Consider the following 15,384-nt stretch of genomic DNA (forward strand, 5'->3'; position numbering starts at 1 on the left):
GGTCGGCCCTGTCTGACCTGTCCGACGGGTCACGGCAGAACGGCCGCGGCCGCGCTGGCTGCCCTGCTGCTGCTGTGGGCGCCCGGTACCCTCTGGGCCCAGAAGCCGCCTCCCCGGTCGCCGGGCCAGGACCGACTCGTGGTGGGGCTCAAGGCGTTCGAGGACGGGTTCCACGACCTGGCGGCCAAGGAGCTTCGGGCGTTCCTGACGGCCGCCCCGGGCGATCCCCGCCGGGCCGAGGTGCTGGCGGTGCTGGCCCAGGCGGAGCTCCTGCGGGAGGACTGGCCCGGGGCGCGCCAGGCCCTGGGGGAGCTCGCCGCGGCGGGCGGCCCCGGAGCCCGGGAGGCGCCCTACTGGCTCGGGTGGGTTGCGGCCCGGGAGGCAAAGCTCGCCGAGGCCCTAGGGCACCTGGAGGCCTACCTGGGGCAGGAGGGGGGGGACCACCGGGCCGACGCCCTCTACCTCGCCGGGGATCTCGCCCGGCGGCTCGGAAAGGCCGCGGTCGCCGCCGGCCGCTTCGCCCGGTTCCTGGAGACGGCCGCTTCCGATCCCCGGCGCCCTTCCGCCTGGCTCGGGCTCGTGGAGGCCCGCGCGGGGGACGACCCGGCGGCGGCTCGGGAGGCGGCCCGCCGGGCCCTGGCCGAGCCGGGGGTGGCGGCCGATGCGCCGGCGGCGGAAGCCCTGGCCCTGGCGGGGATCGCGGCGGCCCGCGGCAGCGGCGACCCGGCCTCGGAGGCCCCGTTCTGGGCCTTCCTCGCCGGCCGCGCCCGGGACGGGGCGCTGCGCCAGCGGGCCCGCTACGAAGAGGGGGCGGCCCTGGCCCGGGTCGGCGACGGCCCCGATGGGCGAGCCGAAGCCCGAAGGGCGCTCCAGGCGTATCTGCTCGCGTCCCCCAAAGGTCCCCATGCCGCAACGGCCCACCTCCTCCTCGCGGACCTTGCCCAGAAGGCCCCCGGAGCGGACCGGGCACGCGCCCTGGAGCACCTGGAGGCGGCCCTGGGGTTTGCTACGGACCCTGCCGTCGCGCCTCGGGTGCTCGAGCTTCGCCGGGCGGCCCTGGGGCTCGCCCTGGCCACCGGGGACGGCGCCCGCGCCGCCGGCCACGCCCGGGCCCTCCTGGGCAGCGAGACGGCCTTACCCCCCGAAGACCGCGCCAGGGTACGCTTCGCCCTGGCGGGTGCCGCGCCCACGCCGGACGAAGCCCTGGTCCACTGGGACGCCGTGCCCGCCGCAACGGCCCCCTTCCGCGATGCCCGGCTCCTGGCCGCCCGGGCCCTCCTGGACGCGAACCGCCCGGCCGAGGCCTTGGCCCGCCTGGAGCCCCTCCTGGGGGCCGAGGACCCGGGGTCGGAAGCCCACCTCACGGCCCTGGCGGCGGCCGAGGCGGCGGGGGACCATCCCCGCGTAGCCGCCCTCGCCGGGCACCTCGCCGAGCGCTTACCCCCGGGAACGTCCCCGGCCGAGCTTCTCCACCGTCGGGCCCTGGCGCTCCAGGCCGCCGGGGACGAGACCGGGTACGCGCAGGCACTGGAAGCCCTGGCCGCCCACGGCCCCGGCGACCCCCGGGGGGCCTGGGCCGCAGCCGAGCTCGCCGCGCGCGCCTTCGGGCAGGGGCAGTGGGAAGAGGTACTGCGCTGGAGCCGGGCGGGCCCTCCGGGTGCCCCAACCTACCGGGAAGCCGAGGCCCTGTACCGCCTGGGACGCACTGGCGAGGCACAAACCGCCTTCGAGACCCTGGCGTCCCGGGAGGGCCCCGACCGGGCCCCGGCCCTGGCCCGCCTGGGCACCCTGCGCGACCAGGCCGGCGACGCCCGGGGAGCGGCCGAGGCCTACCGCGCGGCGCTCGCCGCGGGCCTGCCGGGCGAGGCAGCCGTTTGGGTCCAAGAGCGGCTGAAAGCCCTGGCTGGCGAGGAGCGGGAAGGACAACGGTGAGGGCGCCTCGGGCAGAAATCGGTCCCGTCTGCGGCGCCCCGCCCAGGCCAAACCGGCGCACCCAATGAGAGAGGGGGCCCGTGCGGGCCCCCTCTCGACGCGTCCTCCGGGGAGCACGTCACTTCTTGACGGGGACCACCACGTAGAGGGTTCCCTGGCCCCTCTTGACGAGGAAGAGCACGCTCTCCTTGCTCTTGGTGTCTTGGAGGGCGGTTCGGTAGGCCGCCAGGTCGGCCACTTCCTTCTGGTTGACCTCCAGGATTACGTCGCCCCGGCGCAGGCCCGCGCCCGCGGCGGGTCCCCCGGGCTCCACCGCCGCGACTATGAGCCCCCGGTCCACGTCCACCTCCAGGTGGGCCTTGAGCTCGGGGGTAATCTCCTGCACGGTGAGCCCCAGGCCCTGCTCCGCGGCCGGTTCGGCCTCGGCCACCGTCTCATCCTTCAGCTCGCCCAGGGTGACCGTGAAGGTCTTGCGCTCGCCCTTGCGCAGCACCACCACCTGGACTTCCGAGCCCGGCGCCCGCTGGGCCACCAGGCGGGGGAGCTCGTTCATCCGGCCCACCGCCGCCCCGTCGAACTCCAGGATCACGTCGCCGCGCAGGAGCCCCGCCTTCTCTGCGGGCCCGCCCGCCGTGACCCCGCCCACCAGGGCGCCCCGGGGCTCGTCCAGGCCGAACTGCTTCGCAAGCTCGGGGGTGAGCTGCTGGATCATCACCCCCAGCCAGCCCCGGGTCACCTTGCCCGAGTCCTTGAGCTGGGTAACGACCTCCCGGGCCATGTTCACGGGAATCGCAAAGCCGATGCCCGTGCCCCCCGCCACGATGGCCGTGTTGATGCCCACCACCCTGCCCTTGGCGTCGAAGAGGGGACCGCCGGAGTTGCCCGGGTTGATGGCGGCATCGGTCTGGAGGAAGTTGTCGTAGGAGCCGGCGCCGATCACCCGCCCCTTGGCGCTCACGATGCCCGCCGTGACGGTGTGGCCGTAGCCGAAGGGGTTGCCGATGGCCATGACCCAGTCGCCCACCCGAATGGCGTCCGAGTCCCCCAGCTCCGCCGGGTGGAGCTGGGCGCCCTTGGGGTCGATCTTGATGAGCGCCAGGTCCGTCTTGGGGTCGGTGCCCACCACGGTGGCGGCGAATTCCACGTCGTCGGAGAGCTTGACCACGATCTCGTCGGCATTGCGGATCACGTGGTGGTTGGTGATGACGTAGCCCTCCGCGTCCAGGATGAACCCGGAGCCCAGGCTCTGGGAGCGGAACTCCCGGGGGGCTTCCTCCCCGAAGAACCGCCGGAAGAACTCTTCGCCAAAAAACTCCCGGAAGGGATCGCGGCCCCCCCGCGGCGGGGCACGAAACGGAGAGGCCTGGCGCACCGTGCCCGAAGTGGAGATGTTCACCACGCTGGGACCCAGCCGCTCGGCCAGGGGTGCAAAGGATTCGGGAGCGGGCGCCGCCCCGGGGGCCGTGGCGGTCAGCCCCAGGGCCAGCACGCCGGCCAACAGGGAAAAGAGCATCTTCGTCTTCATGGTCGAACCTCCTTGCAGCGGAAGCTGCCCTCGCACAATCCAAGCGGTAAGCTAAGGCCCCCAGATGAGAGCTGCCTGAGAGCGCCATGAGATCTTTCTCATGGCGGCCGCGGGCGTGCACCGGGCAGCGCGATCCGGAAACCTACATGCGCTCGGGCACGCCGATTCCCAGCAGATCCAGCACCTGGAGGAGGATGCGCACCGACAGGTCGCACAGGCCCAGCCACGAGGCCTGCCGAGCCGCGTCGCCCTCGCTCAGGATGTGGTGCTCCTGGTAGAAGCGGGTAAAGGCCGTGGCCAGCTCGTAGGCATACTCGCACAGGATGTTGGGGGCCCGGTGTTCGAAGGCGGCGGCCACAACGTCGGGCAGCCGCGCCGCCACGAGCATCACGCCCCGCTCGGCGTCGCCCCCCGGGGGCAGCAGCGCGCCGGGGGCGAGCCCGGCCTCGGCGGCCTTCCGGAGGATCGACCGGCTGCGCACCGCGGTGTAGAGCAGGTAGGGGCCGGTGCGCCCCTCGAAGGCCGAGAAGCGCTCCAGGTCGAACACGTAGTCCTTGGCCCGATGGTTGGAGAGGTCGGCGTACTTCAGGGTGGCCACCCCCACCCGGTGGGCGATCCGCTCCACCTCGTCCGGGGGGTAGTCCCGGGCGACCCCGGCCTCCCGGATGCGCTCCCGGGCCTTGTCGGTCACCAGGTCCAGGAGATCCCGGAGCTTCATGACCCCCCCCGCCCGCGTCTTGAAGGGCCGGCCGTCGGGCCCGTTCATGGTGCCGAAGCCGATGTGCTCCAGGCCCAACCCGGCGGGGACGATCCCGGCCTTGCGCGCGGCGCGGAAGACCTGCACGAAGTGGTCGGCCTGGCGCTTGTCCACCACGTAGAGCACGAGCTCGGCGCCGAGCTCCTGCACTCGCTGGTCCAGCGTAGCGAGGTCGGTGGTGCCGTAGAGGGCGGCGCCGTCGGACTTGAGGAGGAGCAGCGGAGGGATCTCCTTGGCGTCACCGGGCTCCGCCACGTCGACCACCAGCGCTCCCTCGCTCTCCCGGGCGTGGCCCTCCCCGCGCAGGCGCTCCACCAGATTCGGGATGCGAGCCTGGGCGTCGCTCTCCCCGAGCCAGAGGTCGAAATCCACCCCAAGCCGCCCGTAGTCGGCCTGGAGCTCGGCCACCGACACGTCCACCAGGTGCCGCCACAGGGCGCGGTAGCCCGGACGCCCCTGCTGGAGCTCGAAGGTCGCCTGGCGCGCCCTCTCGGCGAAGCCGGGGTCGTCCTTGGCCCGTTGGCTCGCGGTGGGGTAGAGCTCTTCGAGCTCGCCGGACGTGACCGGGGGCTCGGGGGGGAAGGGTCCGCAGGACTCGGGCTCGAAGTAGGGGAGATCCGGCTGGCGACGGGCGAGCTCGGCGATCACCATCCCCATCTGGAGGCCCCAGTCCCCCAGGTGCACGTCGCCCACCACATCGTGGCCGAGGAAGCGGGCCACGCGCTTGAGGCTCTCGCCGATGATGGCGGCCCGCAGGTGCCCCACGTGCATGGGCTTGGCGATGTTGGGGCCCCCGTAGTCGAGGACGATCCGGCGGGCCTGGAGCACGGCGGCGCACCCGAGCCGCGGATCGGCCTCCATCTCGCCCGCGTGGGCCGCCAGGTAGGCGTCGGTGAGGGTGAGGTTGAGGAAGCCCGGCCCGGCCAGGGAGACGTCGCGAAAGACCTGGGGCAGATCCAGGTGCTGCACCACCTTCTCGGCAAGCTGCCGAGGGTTGGCTCGGGCCGCCTTTGCGGCTGGAAGCGCCCCGTTGCACTGGAACTGGCCCAGGTCGGGACGGGCCGAGACCACGACCTCGCCGTAGGAGGGGTCGACGCCGGCGGCCTCGAAGGCCCCGGCCACCAGGGAGGTGAGTTTCGCGCTCAGGGGCTTCAAGGGGCATCCTCCGGAATCTGGCGCGGGCCGCCAGCCTGGGTGGGTGCTGCGGTTCGGTGCGAAGGAGGGCCTTTCCTACCCCAGACGGGCGCCGCTGTAAAGGCCGCTTCCGGCACCTCGGCGCCGTCCGGGGATCGCGGAACCGGCGGGCCGCCGCGCCCGAAGGGGACTACCGCGATGGGCGGTCGCCGGTCTCGGCCCCTTCGGGCGCGCCCACCGGCGCGGCCGGCCCCTGCGCGGCCGGAGCGCCGGCGCCCTCGGCCGAGCGGACCACCTGGCTCAGCTCCGCCATCCGGATCGCAACCCGGGTCGAACGCTCGGCGATGCGCAGCATGCTGCGAAGCTCTTCGAAGGCCGGATTGAGGTGGAGCACCGGAATCTGCCGGCGCACGCCCGCCTCGAGGAGCGCCGTCTTCAGGCCTCGCCAAGACTCGCGCAGAGCGGCGTACTCCCCCTCGAGAACCTCTCCCGAGAAGTCGGGGCGATGGGGGTCGCACCGGGAGAGGAAGGCCAGCACGGCTTCCCGGTAGGCAACCAGGCTGCCGCGAAGCGGCGTATCCATCCGCGAGAGGGCCTCCACGGCCTCGCTGTTCTCCGCGGCGTCCCGCGCCAGCGCCGCCATCTCCTCGATATAGTTGGCGATGCGCAGCACCAGGGGCAGGTGCCGGGCCACAGGCAGGGTCACCCGCTCCGCCTCCAGCCGACCCACGGCGCGCTCCACGGAAGCGACCAGCCGGGTCAACGCCTCGTGGCGCTCACCCAGCGCCCGGGGGGTCTCCCTTTCGAAGGCGATGGCCGAGCGGGCGTACTCACGGGAGAGCTCCGCCATCCGGTCCAACTCCAGGACGAAAGCGTCCAGGGCAAACACCGGAGCCGTCATGACCTCCCGGTCCAGGTACCGGGGCCGCCCGGTCTGCTCGGCCGCCGAGACGAAGCGGCGGGACAGAAAGTCCGCCAGCCGCCCCGTGAAGGGCCACTGCACCGCAACGCCGAGCACGGTGAACAGGGTGTGGAACGCCGCGATGGCCAGCCCCGGCGCCACCGCCCACTCCAGGGCCGACGCCCCCGAGGCCAGTGTCCGGGCATAGAGGGGCAGCAATAGGAGGCCCACCCCGGCATTGGCGGCGTTGATGATCAGATGGGCCAGGGCCACCCGGCGTCCGTTGGGGGAGGCTCCGATGGAGACCAGGGCCGAGGTCGAGGTGGTGGCCACGGTCGCCCCCACCACCATGGCGCCCCCGCCCGCCACGTCGACCACCCCCCCGGCGGCGGCCGTCAGGGTGAGCGCCACGGCGGCACTCGAGGATTGGGTAAAGAGGGCCATCAGGAAGCCGACCCCGAGGAAGGCCAGGAGGCCCAGGGGATTCCGGGGCGAGAGCTCCGCCATGTCCAGGAGCGGGGCGGCGCCCGAAAACGCCTCCCGCAGCACCCCGACACCGACGAAGAACAGACCGAACCCGGCCAGGGCCTCGCCGGCTGCACCCGCCCGCCGCGAGGGGCCGAGCAGGCGCACCAGCATCCCCACCCCGATGAGGGGGTAGGCGATGGAGCCTACCTTGAAGGGCGACCCCACGGAGGCCACCAGCCACCCGGTCACGGTGGTGCCCACCGCGGCGCCGTAGACGATGCTGACGGCCTGGTAGAGCTCGAGGAATCCCGCGTTGACGAAGCCGATCGCGGCCACGGTCACCGCGCTGGAGGACTGGACGAGCCCGGTGACCAGGGCGCCAAAGGCGACCCCCCGCATGGGCGTGCGGGTGGATCGGGCCAGGAGGTCGCGCAGCGCGCTCCCCGCCGCCACCTTGAGGCCTTCGGTAATGAGGGCGATGGCCAGGAGGAAGAGGCCCAGGCCCCCCAGGAGCATGCCGGCAGTCGCCCACATGGGTGCGGGTCCCCTCCCTTGCGCTACAGGCCGCGAGGGCCCGCGTGGATGGCGCAGCCGTGCCGCGAGCCTCGCCCCGCCGCGCTACATCTGCGAGCGCAGGAACTCGCCGCGAGCTCCCATCGAAAAAGGGCTTACGAGGCAAGCCTCGTAAGCCCTTGGTGTAGATGGTCGGGACGAGGAGATTCGAACTCCTGACCCCCTGAACCCCATTCAGGTGCGCTACCAGGCTGCGCCACGTCCCGACGTGATCTCGATCATCCCGGTTCCAGCAGGCGGAGAATGTCTTGGAGCTCCCGGCGCACCGCGCGGAGCGCGCCGGCCCGATCCTCCTGCCTGCCTTCCTCCCGGGGGTGCTTCCACTCCTCCCGGAACCGCCGCTTCGCACCGGCAATGGTGAAGCGGTCCTGGTAGAGGAGCTTCTTGATGGTCAGGACCTTCTGGAGGTCCCGCTGGGTATAGAACCGCTGGTTTCCTTCGTTCTTGGCCGGGGAAAGGAAGCCGAACTCCGTCTCCCAGTACCGCAACACGTGGGGCTTGACCCCCGCGATGTCCGCCACTTCGCCGATGCGGTAGTAGAGCTTCTGGGGGAAGGGCTCTGCGCCCAACCGTCGCCCTCCTTGCCCGGAAAGTGGTGGGATCTTAGCAACCCGCCTGGGAAAAGGCAACGCCCTTGTTCTGGCCAGGCTGCGCCTCAGACCATCGAGGTGACTCGCCCCCTACGTGGGGCTCGCCCTCCCGGGCGTGCCTTCGGCACGTCCGATTCTCCTGTCCTGGAGAATCGTGACTCGCCCCCTACGTGGGGCTCGCCCCTGGCGCGGGGCAAAGCGAGCTAGCGCCCGTTGAGCCGGTCCTTGAGCACCTGGCTCGGCTTGAAGGTGAGCACCTGGCGCTCGGTGATGACGATCTCTTCGCCGGTCTGGGGATTTCGGCCCTTGCGGGGATCCTTGCGGCGGAGCTCGAAGTTGCCGAACCCGCTGATCTTGACCTTTTCCCCGTCCTCCAGGGCCTCTTTGATCAGATCGAGGACCAGGGCCACCACCTCGGACGAGCGCTTCTTGCTGAAGCCCACGCGCTGGTGGATGGCCTCCACGATGTCGGACTTGGTCATGGACGGTGTCCTTTCCTTGCTGCGGGGGGCGGCGCCATCGCGGCTGCCACCCGGCCGTTCGATGTCAGGTGTCCCGGAGCCGGGCTCCCACCCGTTCTTCCAGGCGCCGCAGGATGACGCCCTCCACCGCGGCCACCTCTTCCTCGGTGAGGGTGCGCTCGTCGGAGCGGTAGACGAGCCGCACCGCCAGGCTCACCTTTCCCGGGGGCAGGCGGCCGCCTTCGAAGACGTCGAAGAGGCAGGCTCTGCGCACCAGGGGAGCGTCCACCGACGCCACGGCATCCAGCACGGCCTGGGCGGGGGTATCGCGGTCCATCACGAGGGCCAGGTCGCGCTCCACCACCGGGAAGCGCTCGACTCCGGGGAAGTGCCCCGGCTGCCCCGACGCCCGCGCGACCGCCTCGAGATCGAGCTCGAAGGCAAGCGTGGGCGCGGGCAGCTCATAGGCTTCCCGCCGGTCGGGATGAATCTCTCCGACCCAGCCGAGCACTTCTCCCCCCTTCCCGGCCAGGACCTGGGCCGCCCGGCCCGGGTGGAGCCAGGGGAGATTCGGGGCGGGTTCGAACCGGGGCGCGGGAACCCCGAGGCGCCGCAGGAGCTCCTCCACGAGGCCCTTCACGTCGAAGAAATCCACGGCCTCGGCCCCGGCCCACCAGGCAAGGGGCCACCGTCGACCGGTAAGTACCCCGCCGGCCCGGAGGATCTCCCGGGGCAGGGGCTCCCGTTCCCCGGCGTGGGGGTGATAGGTGCGTCCCACCTCGAAGAGGCGCACGTCCCGGTTCTGCCGCCGCGCGTTGAGGCCCGCGGTCCGAAGGAGCCCGGGCAGGAGGCAGGTGCGCAGCACCGCCGTCTCGCGGCTCAAGGGGTTGGCCAGCGCCACCTTGCGCCGCAGGGGCGAGTCCTCGGGCACGCCGAGGCGGGCGTCCTCCTCGGGATCGACGAAGCTCAGGGTAATGGCCTCCCAAAGGCCCAGGGACGCCAGGGCGTCGCGGGTGCGGTCGGCCAGTCCGACCCGGGCCGGGGCCGGGTCGCAGGTCATGGGCACCGTGGGCAGGGTGGCGGGGATGGTGTCGTAGCCCCGGAGTCGCGCCACTTCCTCGATGAGGTCGATCTCGCGCTCCAGGTCGACCCGGTGGGGCGGCACCTCGGCTTCCAGCCCCGCCTCGTCCCGGCGGACCACCGCGAGGCCCAGGGACTCCAGCCGGCCGGCGACCTCGTCGGGCGCAACCGCGACGCCCAGCACCCCGTCCACCTTGGAGAACCGCAAGGGCACGCGCCGGCGCTCGTGGCGCGTCGGGTAGGCATCCCACACGCCCCGGGCCACGGCGCCCCCCGCGAGCTCCACGATGAGCTCGGCCGCACGATCCAGGGCGCGGCGCAGGCCCTCGACGTCGGTTCCCCGCTCGAAGCGGTAGGAGGCTTCGGTGCGAAGCCCCAGCTTCTTGGAGGTGGCGCGGATGTTGGTGGGCAGGAAGTAGGCGCTCTCCAAAAGGAGGTCGACCGTGTCGTCTTGGACCTCGGAGTTGAGCCCCCCCATGATCCCGGCCAAAGCCACCGGCTGTTCGGCGTCGCAGATGACGAGGCTCTCGCCGTCGAGGACGCGCTCCTGGCCGTCGAGCGTGACGAACCGCTGGCCGGGCCGGGCGCGCTGCACGACGATGCGCTCCCCGGCCAGGCGGTGCAGGTCAAAGGCGTGGAGGGGGTGGCCGAGCTCCAGGAGGACGTAGTTGGTCACGTCCACCACGTTGTTGATGGCCCGCACCCCGGCGGACCGCAGCCGCTGGCGAAGCCACGCGGGAGAGGGGGCAAGGCGCACCCCCCGCACGACCCGCGCGGCGTACCGGTGGCAGAGGTCCGGGTCGCGGATCTCCACCGAGGTCTGGTCCTCCACGGGGGGGCCCGCCTCCGCGAACCGGGGCTCGGGTACGCGAAGCGGCGCTCCCGTCAGGGCAGCCACCTCCCGCGCCACCCCTACCACCGAGAGGCAGTCGCCCCGATTGGGGGTGAGCTCCACCTCGAGCACGCCGTCCGGAAGGCCGAGAGCGTCCACCACGGGTTGCCCCACGGGGGTCTCGGGGGGAAGGATGAGGATGCCCGCGTGATCCTCGCCCAGCCCGAGCTCCCGCTCCGAGCAGAGCATGCCGGAGCTCGCCTGGCCCCGGATCTTGGCCTTGCGGATCTCCACGCCCCCCGGGAGCTTCACCCCCACCCGCGCGAGCGCGACCTTGTCGCCGGCTCCCATGTTGGTGGCGCCGCAGACGATGTGGTGGACGTCGGTGCCGTCGGTAACCCGGCACAGGCTCAGGCGGTCGGCGTTGGGGTGGGGCCCCTTCTCCAGGATCTGGGCCACCACCACGTCGCCGATCCCTTCCCCCAGCCGCTCCACCCCGGACACTTCGAGGCCCGCCAGGGTGAGACGGCGGGCCAGCTCCTCGGGCGGCAGGGCCACGTCCACGTAGGCCTTGAGCCAGTTGAGACTGATGCGCATGGGAGGAGCTCTTAGGTGAAGTGGGAGAGAAACCGCAGGTCGTTCTCGTAGAAGAGGCGGATGTCGTCCAGGCCGTACTTGAGCATGGCGATCCGCTCGACTCCGAGCCCGAAGGCAAACCCCTGGACCCCCTCGGGGTCGTACCCCACGAAGCCGTAGACCGCCGGGTCCACCATGCCCGCGCCCAGCACTTCGAGCCAGCCCGTGCCCTTGCACAGGCGGCACCCGGCCCCCCGGCACAGCACGCACTGGATGTCCACCTCGGCGCTGGGCTCGGTGAAGGGGAAGTAACTGGGGCGCAAGCGCACCCCGGTGGCCGGCCCGTAGTAGCGGTGCACGAACTCGGTCAGCGTGCCCTTGAGGTCGCCGAAGGTGACCCCCGCCTCCACCAGCAGGCCCTCCACCTGGTGGAACATGGGGGAGTGGGTGGTGTCGGAGTCGCACCGGTACACCTTCCCGGGCGCCACGATCTTCACGGGGGGCTGGCGCGACTCCATGATGCGCACCTGCACGGGCGAGGTGTGGGTGCGCAGCACCACGCCGGGGGCCACGTAGAAGGTGTCTTGCATGTCCCGGGCCGGGTGGTCGGCGGGGATGTTGAGCGCCTCGAAGTTGTAGTATTCCGTCTCGACCTCGGGGCCCTCGGCGATGGAAAAACCCATCCGCACGAAGATGTCGAGGATCTCCCGAACCACGAGGGTGACGGGGTGGAGGCCCCCCGGGTGGGGTCCCCGGCCGGAGCGGGTCACGTCCACGGCCTCCCGGGCCAGGCGGGCTCCGGCTTCGCCCGCGCGCAGGGAGGCCTCCCGGGCCTCCAGGGCCTGCTCGATGCGCCCCTTGACCTGGTTGGCCACCTTGCCGACCTGGGGGCGCTCCTCGGCGCTCAGGCGCCCCATGTCGCGCAGGCAGCCGGTGAGAGCGCCCTTGCGGCCCAGGACACCCACCCGGACCGCCTCCAGGGCAGCCAGATCCGCGGCGGCAGCGACTCCCGCGAGGGCTTCCCCCTCCAGGTCCTGGAGCTGGCGGACCATGGCGGACGACTGCGGCTCGGACATGTCGGGGTCTTCCACTGGGGTCAGCGGGGGGCGGACACCTGGCCGACGAGACGGGAGAAGTCCTCGGGGTGCCGCACGGCGATCTCGGCCAGCACCTTGCGGTCGAGCTCGACCCCGGCCTTCTTCAGGGCGTCGATCAGGCGGCTGTACGAAGTGCCGTTCATCTTGGCCGCAGCGCTGACCCGGGCGATCCAGAGTCGCCGGAAGTCGCGCTTCTTGACCTTGCGGTCCCGGTACCCGTAGGCCCACGCGCGGTGGAGGGCCTCGGTGGCGGTGCGCAGGAGGCGGTGACGCCCCCCCTGGTAACCGCTGGCCTGCTTGAGGATCTTCTTGCGGCGCTGCCGCGAAGCAACCGACGGGGTGACGCGTGCCATGGCTTTCTCCTCAGGAAAGGACACCCCGCACCGGGCACAGCGGCCCGGGCCCATCCCCCAGGCACATGGCAGCCCGGGGACGAGGCATTTGCGCGGAGCGTCGGGAAAAGGTTCGGACTAGGCGTAGGGCAGGAGCGCCCGGACCGCCTTCAGGTTCGTGTCGTCCACGTACCCGGGGCCCCGCAGGTGCCGCTTGCGCTTGCGGGCCTTGCCGCCGAGGATGTGGCTCCGAAAGGCCTTGCGGTGCTTGACCTTGCCGCTGGCCGTGAACTGGAACCGCTTGGCCGCGGCCCGCTTCGTCTTCATCTTGGGCATCTCGTTCCTCTCTCTCCGGTCTACTTCGGCGGGGCCTTGACTACCGGCGCCAGCATCAGGAACATGGTGCGCCCCTCCCGGCGGGCCGGCGACTCTACCTTCGCGATCCCGTCGAGGTTCTCCACCATCTTCTGCAGCTGCTCCATGCCTTTTTCGGGAAGCGTGACCTCACGGCCCCGGAACATCACGGTGACTTTGACCTTGTTGCCCTCTTCCAGGAACTCGCGCACCTTCTTGAGCTTGACCTGGAAGTCGTGCTCCTCGGTCTTGGGCCGGACCTTCACTTCCTTGATCTGGATGACCACCTGCCGCTTCTTGGCCTCGGCCGTCTTCTTGGCCATGTGGTACTTGTAGCGGCCGTAATCCATGATCTTGCACACCGGCGGGCTGGCAAGGGGAGCCACCTCCACGAGGTCGAGCTCCTGCTCTTCGGCCAGCGCCAGGGCCCGCTCGATGGGCAGGATGCCCAGCTGGTCCCCCTCGGGCCCGATGGTGCGCACTTCTCGGACGCGGATCATGCGGTTGATGCGGGGTTGGTCGGCGATGAGACACCTCCTCGGTTGAGATCCCGGCCCTCAGCGCCCGTGAAACCCAGGTGGCTTCACAGGACCCTAGCGAAGGTGGGCCGTCGCTTCTTCTTCCAACTGCCGGACGAAGTCCTCCAGGGGTACCAGGGACCGGGCCTCACCCGAACGCAGCCGCGGCGAGACGGCCTCCTGCTCCACTTCCTTGTCCCCCACGACCGCCATGTAGGGAATCTTCTGGAGCTGGGCTTCGCGGACCTTGTACCCCAGCTTCTCGTTGCGGTCGTCGAGCTCTGCCCGAAGCCCGCGGGAACGCAAAATCCCCTGCACCTTCTTGGCGTAGGGGATGTGGCGATCGGTGATCGGCAGGAGGACGACCTGCACGGGAGCAAGCCACGTGGGGAACGCCCCGGCGAAGTGCTCGATCAGGATCCCGATGAATCGCTCGATGGACCCCAGAATGACCCGGTGGAGCATCACGGGCCGGCGACGTTCCCCATCCGGCGCCACGTAGGTCAGATCGAAGCGCTCTGGCAGGGTAAAATCGGCCTGGATTGTAGCACACTGCCACCTTCTGTCAAGCGCGTCCTTGAGTTTCACGTCGATCTTGGGGCCATAGAAGGCGCCGTCGCCCTCGTTGACCTCGTAGGGAATCTCGTGCACGGCCAGGGCCTGGCGCAGGGCTTCGGTGGCCCGTTCCCACGCCTCGTCGTCGCCGATGGACTTCTCGGGGCGGGTGGAGAGCTCCACCTCGTAGGTAAAGCCGAACTTCTCCATCACGTCCTTGACGAACTCCAGAATGCCCGTGATCTCGTCCTGGAGCTGGTCGGGAGTGCACAGGAGGTGGGCGTCGTCCTGGGTGAAGCCGCGCACCCGGGTCAGCCCGTGGAGAACGCCGGACTTCTCGTGGCGGTACACGGTGCCGAGCTCGAAGAAGCGCAGGGGAAGATCCCGGTAGGAGCGGAGCTTCGACTTGTAGATGAACATGTGGGCCAGGCAGTTCATGGGCTTGATGCCGTAGGACTGGCCCTCGACCTCGGTGAAGTACATGTTCTCGCGGTAGTTGTCGTAGTGCCCCGAGCGCTCCCAGAGCTCTTTTCTCAGGAGCTGGGGGCCCATCACGATCTGGTAGCCGCGCTTGAGGTGCTCCCGGCGCTCGAAGTCCTCCAGGATGGTGCGCAGGAGCGCCCCCTTGGGGTGCCAGATCACGAGCCCCGGCCCCACCTCCTCGTCGATGGAGAAGAGCTCGAGCTCGCGCCCGAGCTTGCGGTGGTCGCGCTTCTTGGCCTCTTCGAGCATCTTGAGGCGGTGCTCCAGGGCTTCCCGGTCCGCGAACGCCGTGCCGTAGATGCGCTGGAGCATGGCGTTCTTCTCGTCGCCGCGCCAGTAGGCGCCCGCCACCGAGAGGAGCTTGAACGCGCGCAGCTTGCCCGTGGAGGGCACGTGGGGGCCCCGGCACAGGTCGGCGAACTCCCCCTGACGGTACACCGAGAGGGTCTCGCCTTCGGGGAGGTCGCGGATCAGCTCGGTCTTGTAGCGCTCTCCCTGGGCCTCGAAGAAAGCGAGCGCCTCTTCGCGGCTCAGCACCTGGCGCGCCACGGCAATGTCTTCCCGGGCCAGGCGCTCCATCTCGGCCTCGATGGCCTCCAGGTCCTCCGGGCGAAAGGGTCGGGGGGTGTCGAAATCGTAGTAGAAGCCGTCCTCGGTGGCCGGGCCGATGGCGACCTTGACCTCGGGAAAGAGCCGCTTCACCGCCTGGGCCATCAGGTGCGCGGCCGAGTGGCGCAGCACGTCGAGCCCCTCGGGGGTGGTGCCCGTGACGAGCTTGAGGGTGCAGTCCCCGGTGAGGGGCGCCGTGAGGTCCACCGGGCGGCCGTCCACCTCGGCGGCGACGGCGTCGCGGGCCAGTCGCTTGCCGATGGAGGCCGCGATCTCGAAGGCGGAGGTTCCCTCCGCCACCTCTTTGACGCTGCCGTCGGGCAGGGTCACGTGTATGGACATGGGATCGCTGCTCCTTCTGGAAACGCGGCGCTCACCGATCCGGAACCCCCCGCGGCAGACAGACCGCGGGGACGCCGCGCGCCCAAAGCAAAAAAGGCATCGGTGGGCGGCCCACGCGATGCCCCTCGCGGTCGACTCGGACGAACAAGGATGGTAGGCACGGGCGGGATTGAACCGCCGACCCCCTGCGTGTCGGGCAGGTGCTCTCCCACTGAGCTACGTGCCTAAAGCAGTCGTCGTCGAGTGCGGCCCCGGCGCATCCGGC

General features: G+C 71.1%; 12 protein-coding genes and 2 tRNA genes. 1 reads left to right on the forward strand and 13 read right to left on the reverse strand.

The genetic code is table 11. From position 1 onward, the window contains the following. Nucleotides 1-1,932 (forward strand): hypothetical protein (locus AB1578_15125; protein MEW6489238.1); only part of this gene is annotated, 1,932 nt, incomplete at its 5' end. 118 nt (nucleotides 1,933-2,050) lie between these two features. Here the strand turns inward: AB1578_15125 and AB1578_15130 are convergent. The 13 genes from AB1578_15130 to AB1578_15190 all read right to left on the reverse strand — a co-directional run bounded on the left by AB1578_15130 (nucleotide 2,051) and on the right by AB1578_15190 (nucleotide 15,345). Then, a complete protein-coding gene (locus AB1578_15130; GenBank protein ID MEW6489239.1) occupies nucleotides 2,051-3,457 on the reverse strand; it encodes a DegQ family serine endoprotease in 1,407 nt (468 codons plus the stop codon). A gap of 142 nt (nucleotides 3,458-3,599) precedes the next feature. Further along, entirely contained in the window at nucleotides 3,600-5,369 is a 1,770-nt protein-coding gene (argS, locus tag AB1578_15135) for an arginine--tRNA ligase (GenBank protein ID MEW6489240.1), read from the reverse strand. A 169-nt stretch (nucleotides 5,370-5,538) separates the two neighbouring features. Next, on the reverse strand, nucleotides 5,539-7,251 hold the full coding sequence (locus tag AB1578_15140; protein ID MEW6489241.1) for a Na/Pi symporter: 1,713 nt from the start codon (nucleotides 7,249-7,251) through the stop codon (nucleotides 5,539-5,541). A gap of 168 nt (nucleotides 7,252-7,419) precedes the next feature. Next, a tRNA-Pro gene (locus AB1578_15145) sits at nucleotides 7,420-7,496 on the reverse strand. A 12-nt stretch (nucleotides 7,497-7,508) separates the two neighbouring features. Beyond that, the gene (locus AB1578_15150; GenBank protein ID MEW6489242.1) at nucleotides 7,509-7,859 is read right to left on the reverse strand and encodes a MerR family transcriptional regulator; all 351 of its coding nucleotides are present in this window, start codon (nucleotides 7,857-7,859) and stop codon (nucleotides 7,509-7,511) included. A 224-nt stretch (nucleotides 7,860-8,083) separates the two neighbouring features. After that, nucleotides 8,084-8,362, reverse strand: coding sequence for an integration host factor subunit alpha (locus AB1578_15155; protein MEW6489243.1), 279 nt, complete (start codon nucleotides 8,360-8,362; stop codon nucleotides 8,084-8,086). A gap of 64 nt (nucleotides 8,363-8,426) precedes the next feature. Then, on the reverse strand, nucleotides 8,427-10,850 hold the full coding sequence (gene pheT, locus AB1578_15160; protein ID MEW6489244.1) for a phenylalanine--tRNA ligase subunit beta: 2,424 nt from the start codon (nucleotides 10,848-10,850) through the stop codon (nucleotides 8,427-8,429). A gap of 11 nt (nucleotides 10,851-10,861) precedes the next feature. Next, complete coding sequence (locus AB1578_15165; protein ID MEW6489245.1) at nucleotides 10,862-11,881, reverse strand: phenylalanine--tRNA ligase subunit alpha; 1,020 nt, start codon at nucleotides 11,879-11,881, stop codon at nucleotides 10,862-10,864. Between the two features lie 44 nt (nucleotides 11,882-11,925). Continuing rightward, entirely contained in the window at nucleotides 11,926-12,279 is a 354-nt protein-coding gene (gene rplT / locus AB1578_15170) for a 50S ribosomal protein L20 (GenBank protein ID MEW6489246.1), read from the reverse strand. Between the two features lie 117 nt (nucleotides 12,280-12,396). Further along, nucleotides 12,397-12,594 carry a 50S ribosomal protein L35 gene (rpmI, locus tag AB1578_15175; GenBank protein MEW6489247.1) on the reverse strand — a complete coding sequence of 66 codons (198 nt, stop codon included), beginning with the start codon at nucleotides 12,592-12,594 and terminating at the stop codon, nucleotides 12,397-12,399. A 20-nt stretch (nucleotides 12,595-12,614) separates the two neighbouring features. Next, nucleotides 12,615-13,139 carry a translation initiation factor IF-3 gene (gene infC / locus AB1578_15180; GenBank protein ID MEW6489248.1) on the reverse strand — a complete coding sequence of 175 codons (525 nt, stop codon included), beginning with the start codon at nucleotides 13,137-13,139 and terminating at the stop codon, nucleotides 12,615-12,617. Between the two features lie 66 nt (nucleotides 13,140-13,205). Further along, nucleotides 13,206-15,119 carry a threonine--tRNA ligase gene (thrS, locus tag AB1578_15185; protein MEW6489249.1) on the reverse strand — a complete coding sequence of 638 codons (1,914 nt, stop codon included), beginning with the start codon at nucleotides 15,117-15,119 and terminating at the stop codon, nucleotides 13,206-13,208. Between the two features lie 151 nt (nucleotides 15,120-15,270). Beyond that, nucleotides 15,271-15,345: transfer RNA gene (locus AB1578_15190), tRNA-Val, on the reverse strand. Between the last annotated feature and the right edge of the window lie 39 nt (nucleotides 15,346-15,384).

Source organism: Thermodesulfobacteriota bacterium, from assembly GCA_040756475.1.
Lineage (GTDB): Bacteria > Desulfobacterota > Deferrisomatia > Deferrisomatales > JACRMM01 > JBFLZB01.

Bases quoted from the DNA above. Each gene is read 5' to 3' on its own strand.
- rpmI (MEW6489247.1), bottom strand. From the start codon at position 12,594: ATGCCCAAGATGAAGACGAAGCGGGCCGCGGCCAAGCGGTTCCAGTTC.
- pheT (MEW6489244.1), bottom strand. From the start codon at position 10,850: ATGCGCATCAGTCTCAACTGGCTCAAGGCCTACGTGGACGTGGCCCTG.
- AB1578_15140 (MEW6489241.1), bottom strand. From the start codon at position 7,251: ATGTGGGCGACTGCCGGCATGCTCCTGGGGGGCCTGGGCCTCTTCCTC.
- rplT (MEW6489246.1), bottom strand. From the start codon at position 12,279: ATGGCACGCGTCACCCCGTCGGTTGCTTCGCGGCAGCGCCGCAAGAAG.
- AB1578_15165 (MEW6489245.1), bottom strand. From the start codon at position 11,881: ATGGTCCGCCAGCTCCAGGACCTGGAGGGGGAAGCCCTCGCGGGAGTC.
- thrS (MEW6489249.1), bottom strand. From the start codon at position 15,119: ATGTCCATACACGTGACCCTGCCCGACGGCAGCGTCAAAGAGGTGGCG.
- AB1578_15130 (MEW6489239.1), bottom strand. From the start codon at position 3,457: ATGAAGACGAAGATGCTCTTTTCCCTGTTGGCCGGCGTGCTGGCCCTG.
- AB1578_15155 (MEW6489243.1), bottom strand. From the start codon at position 8,362: ATGACCAAGTCCGACATCGTGGAGGCCATCCACCAGCGCGTGGGCTTC.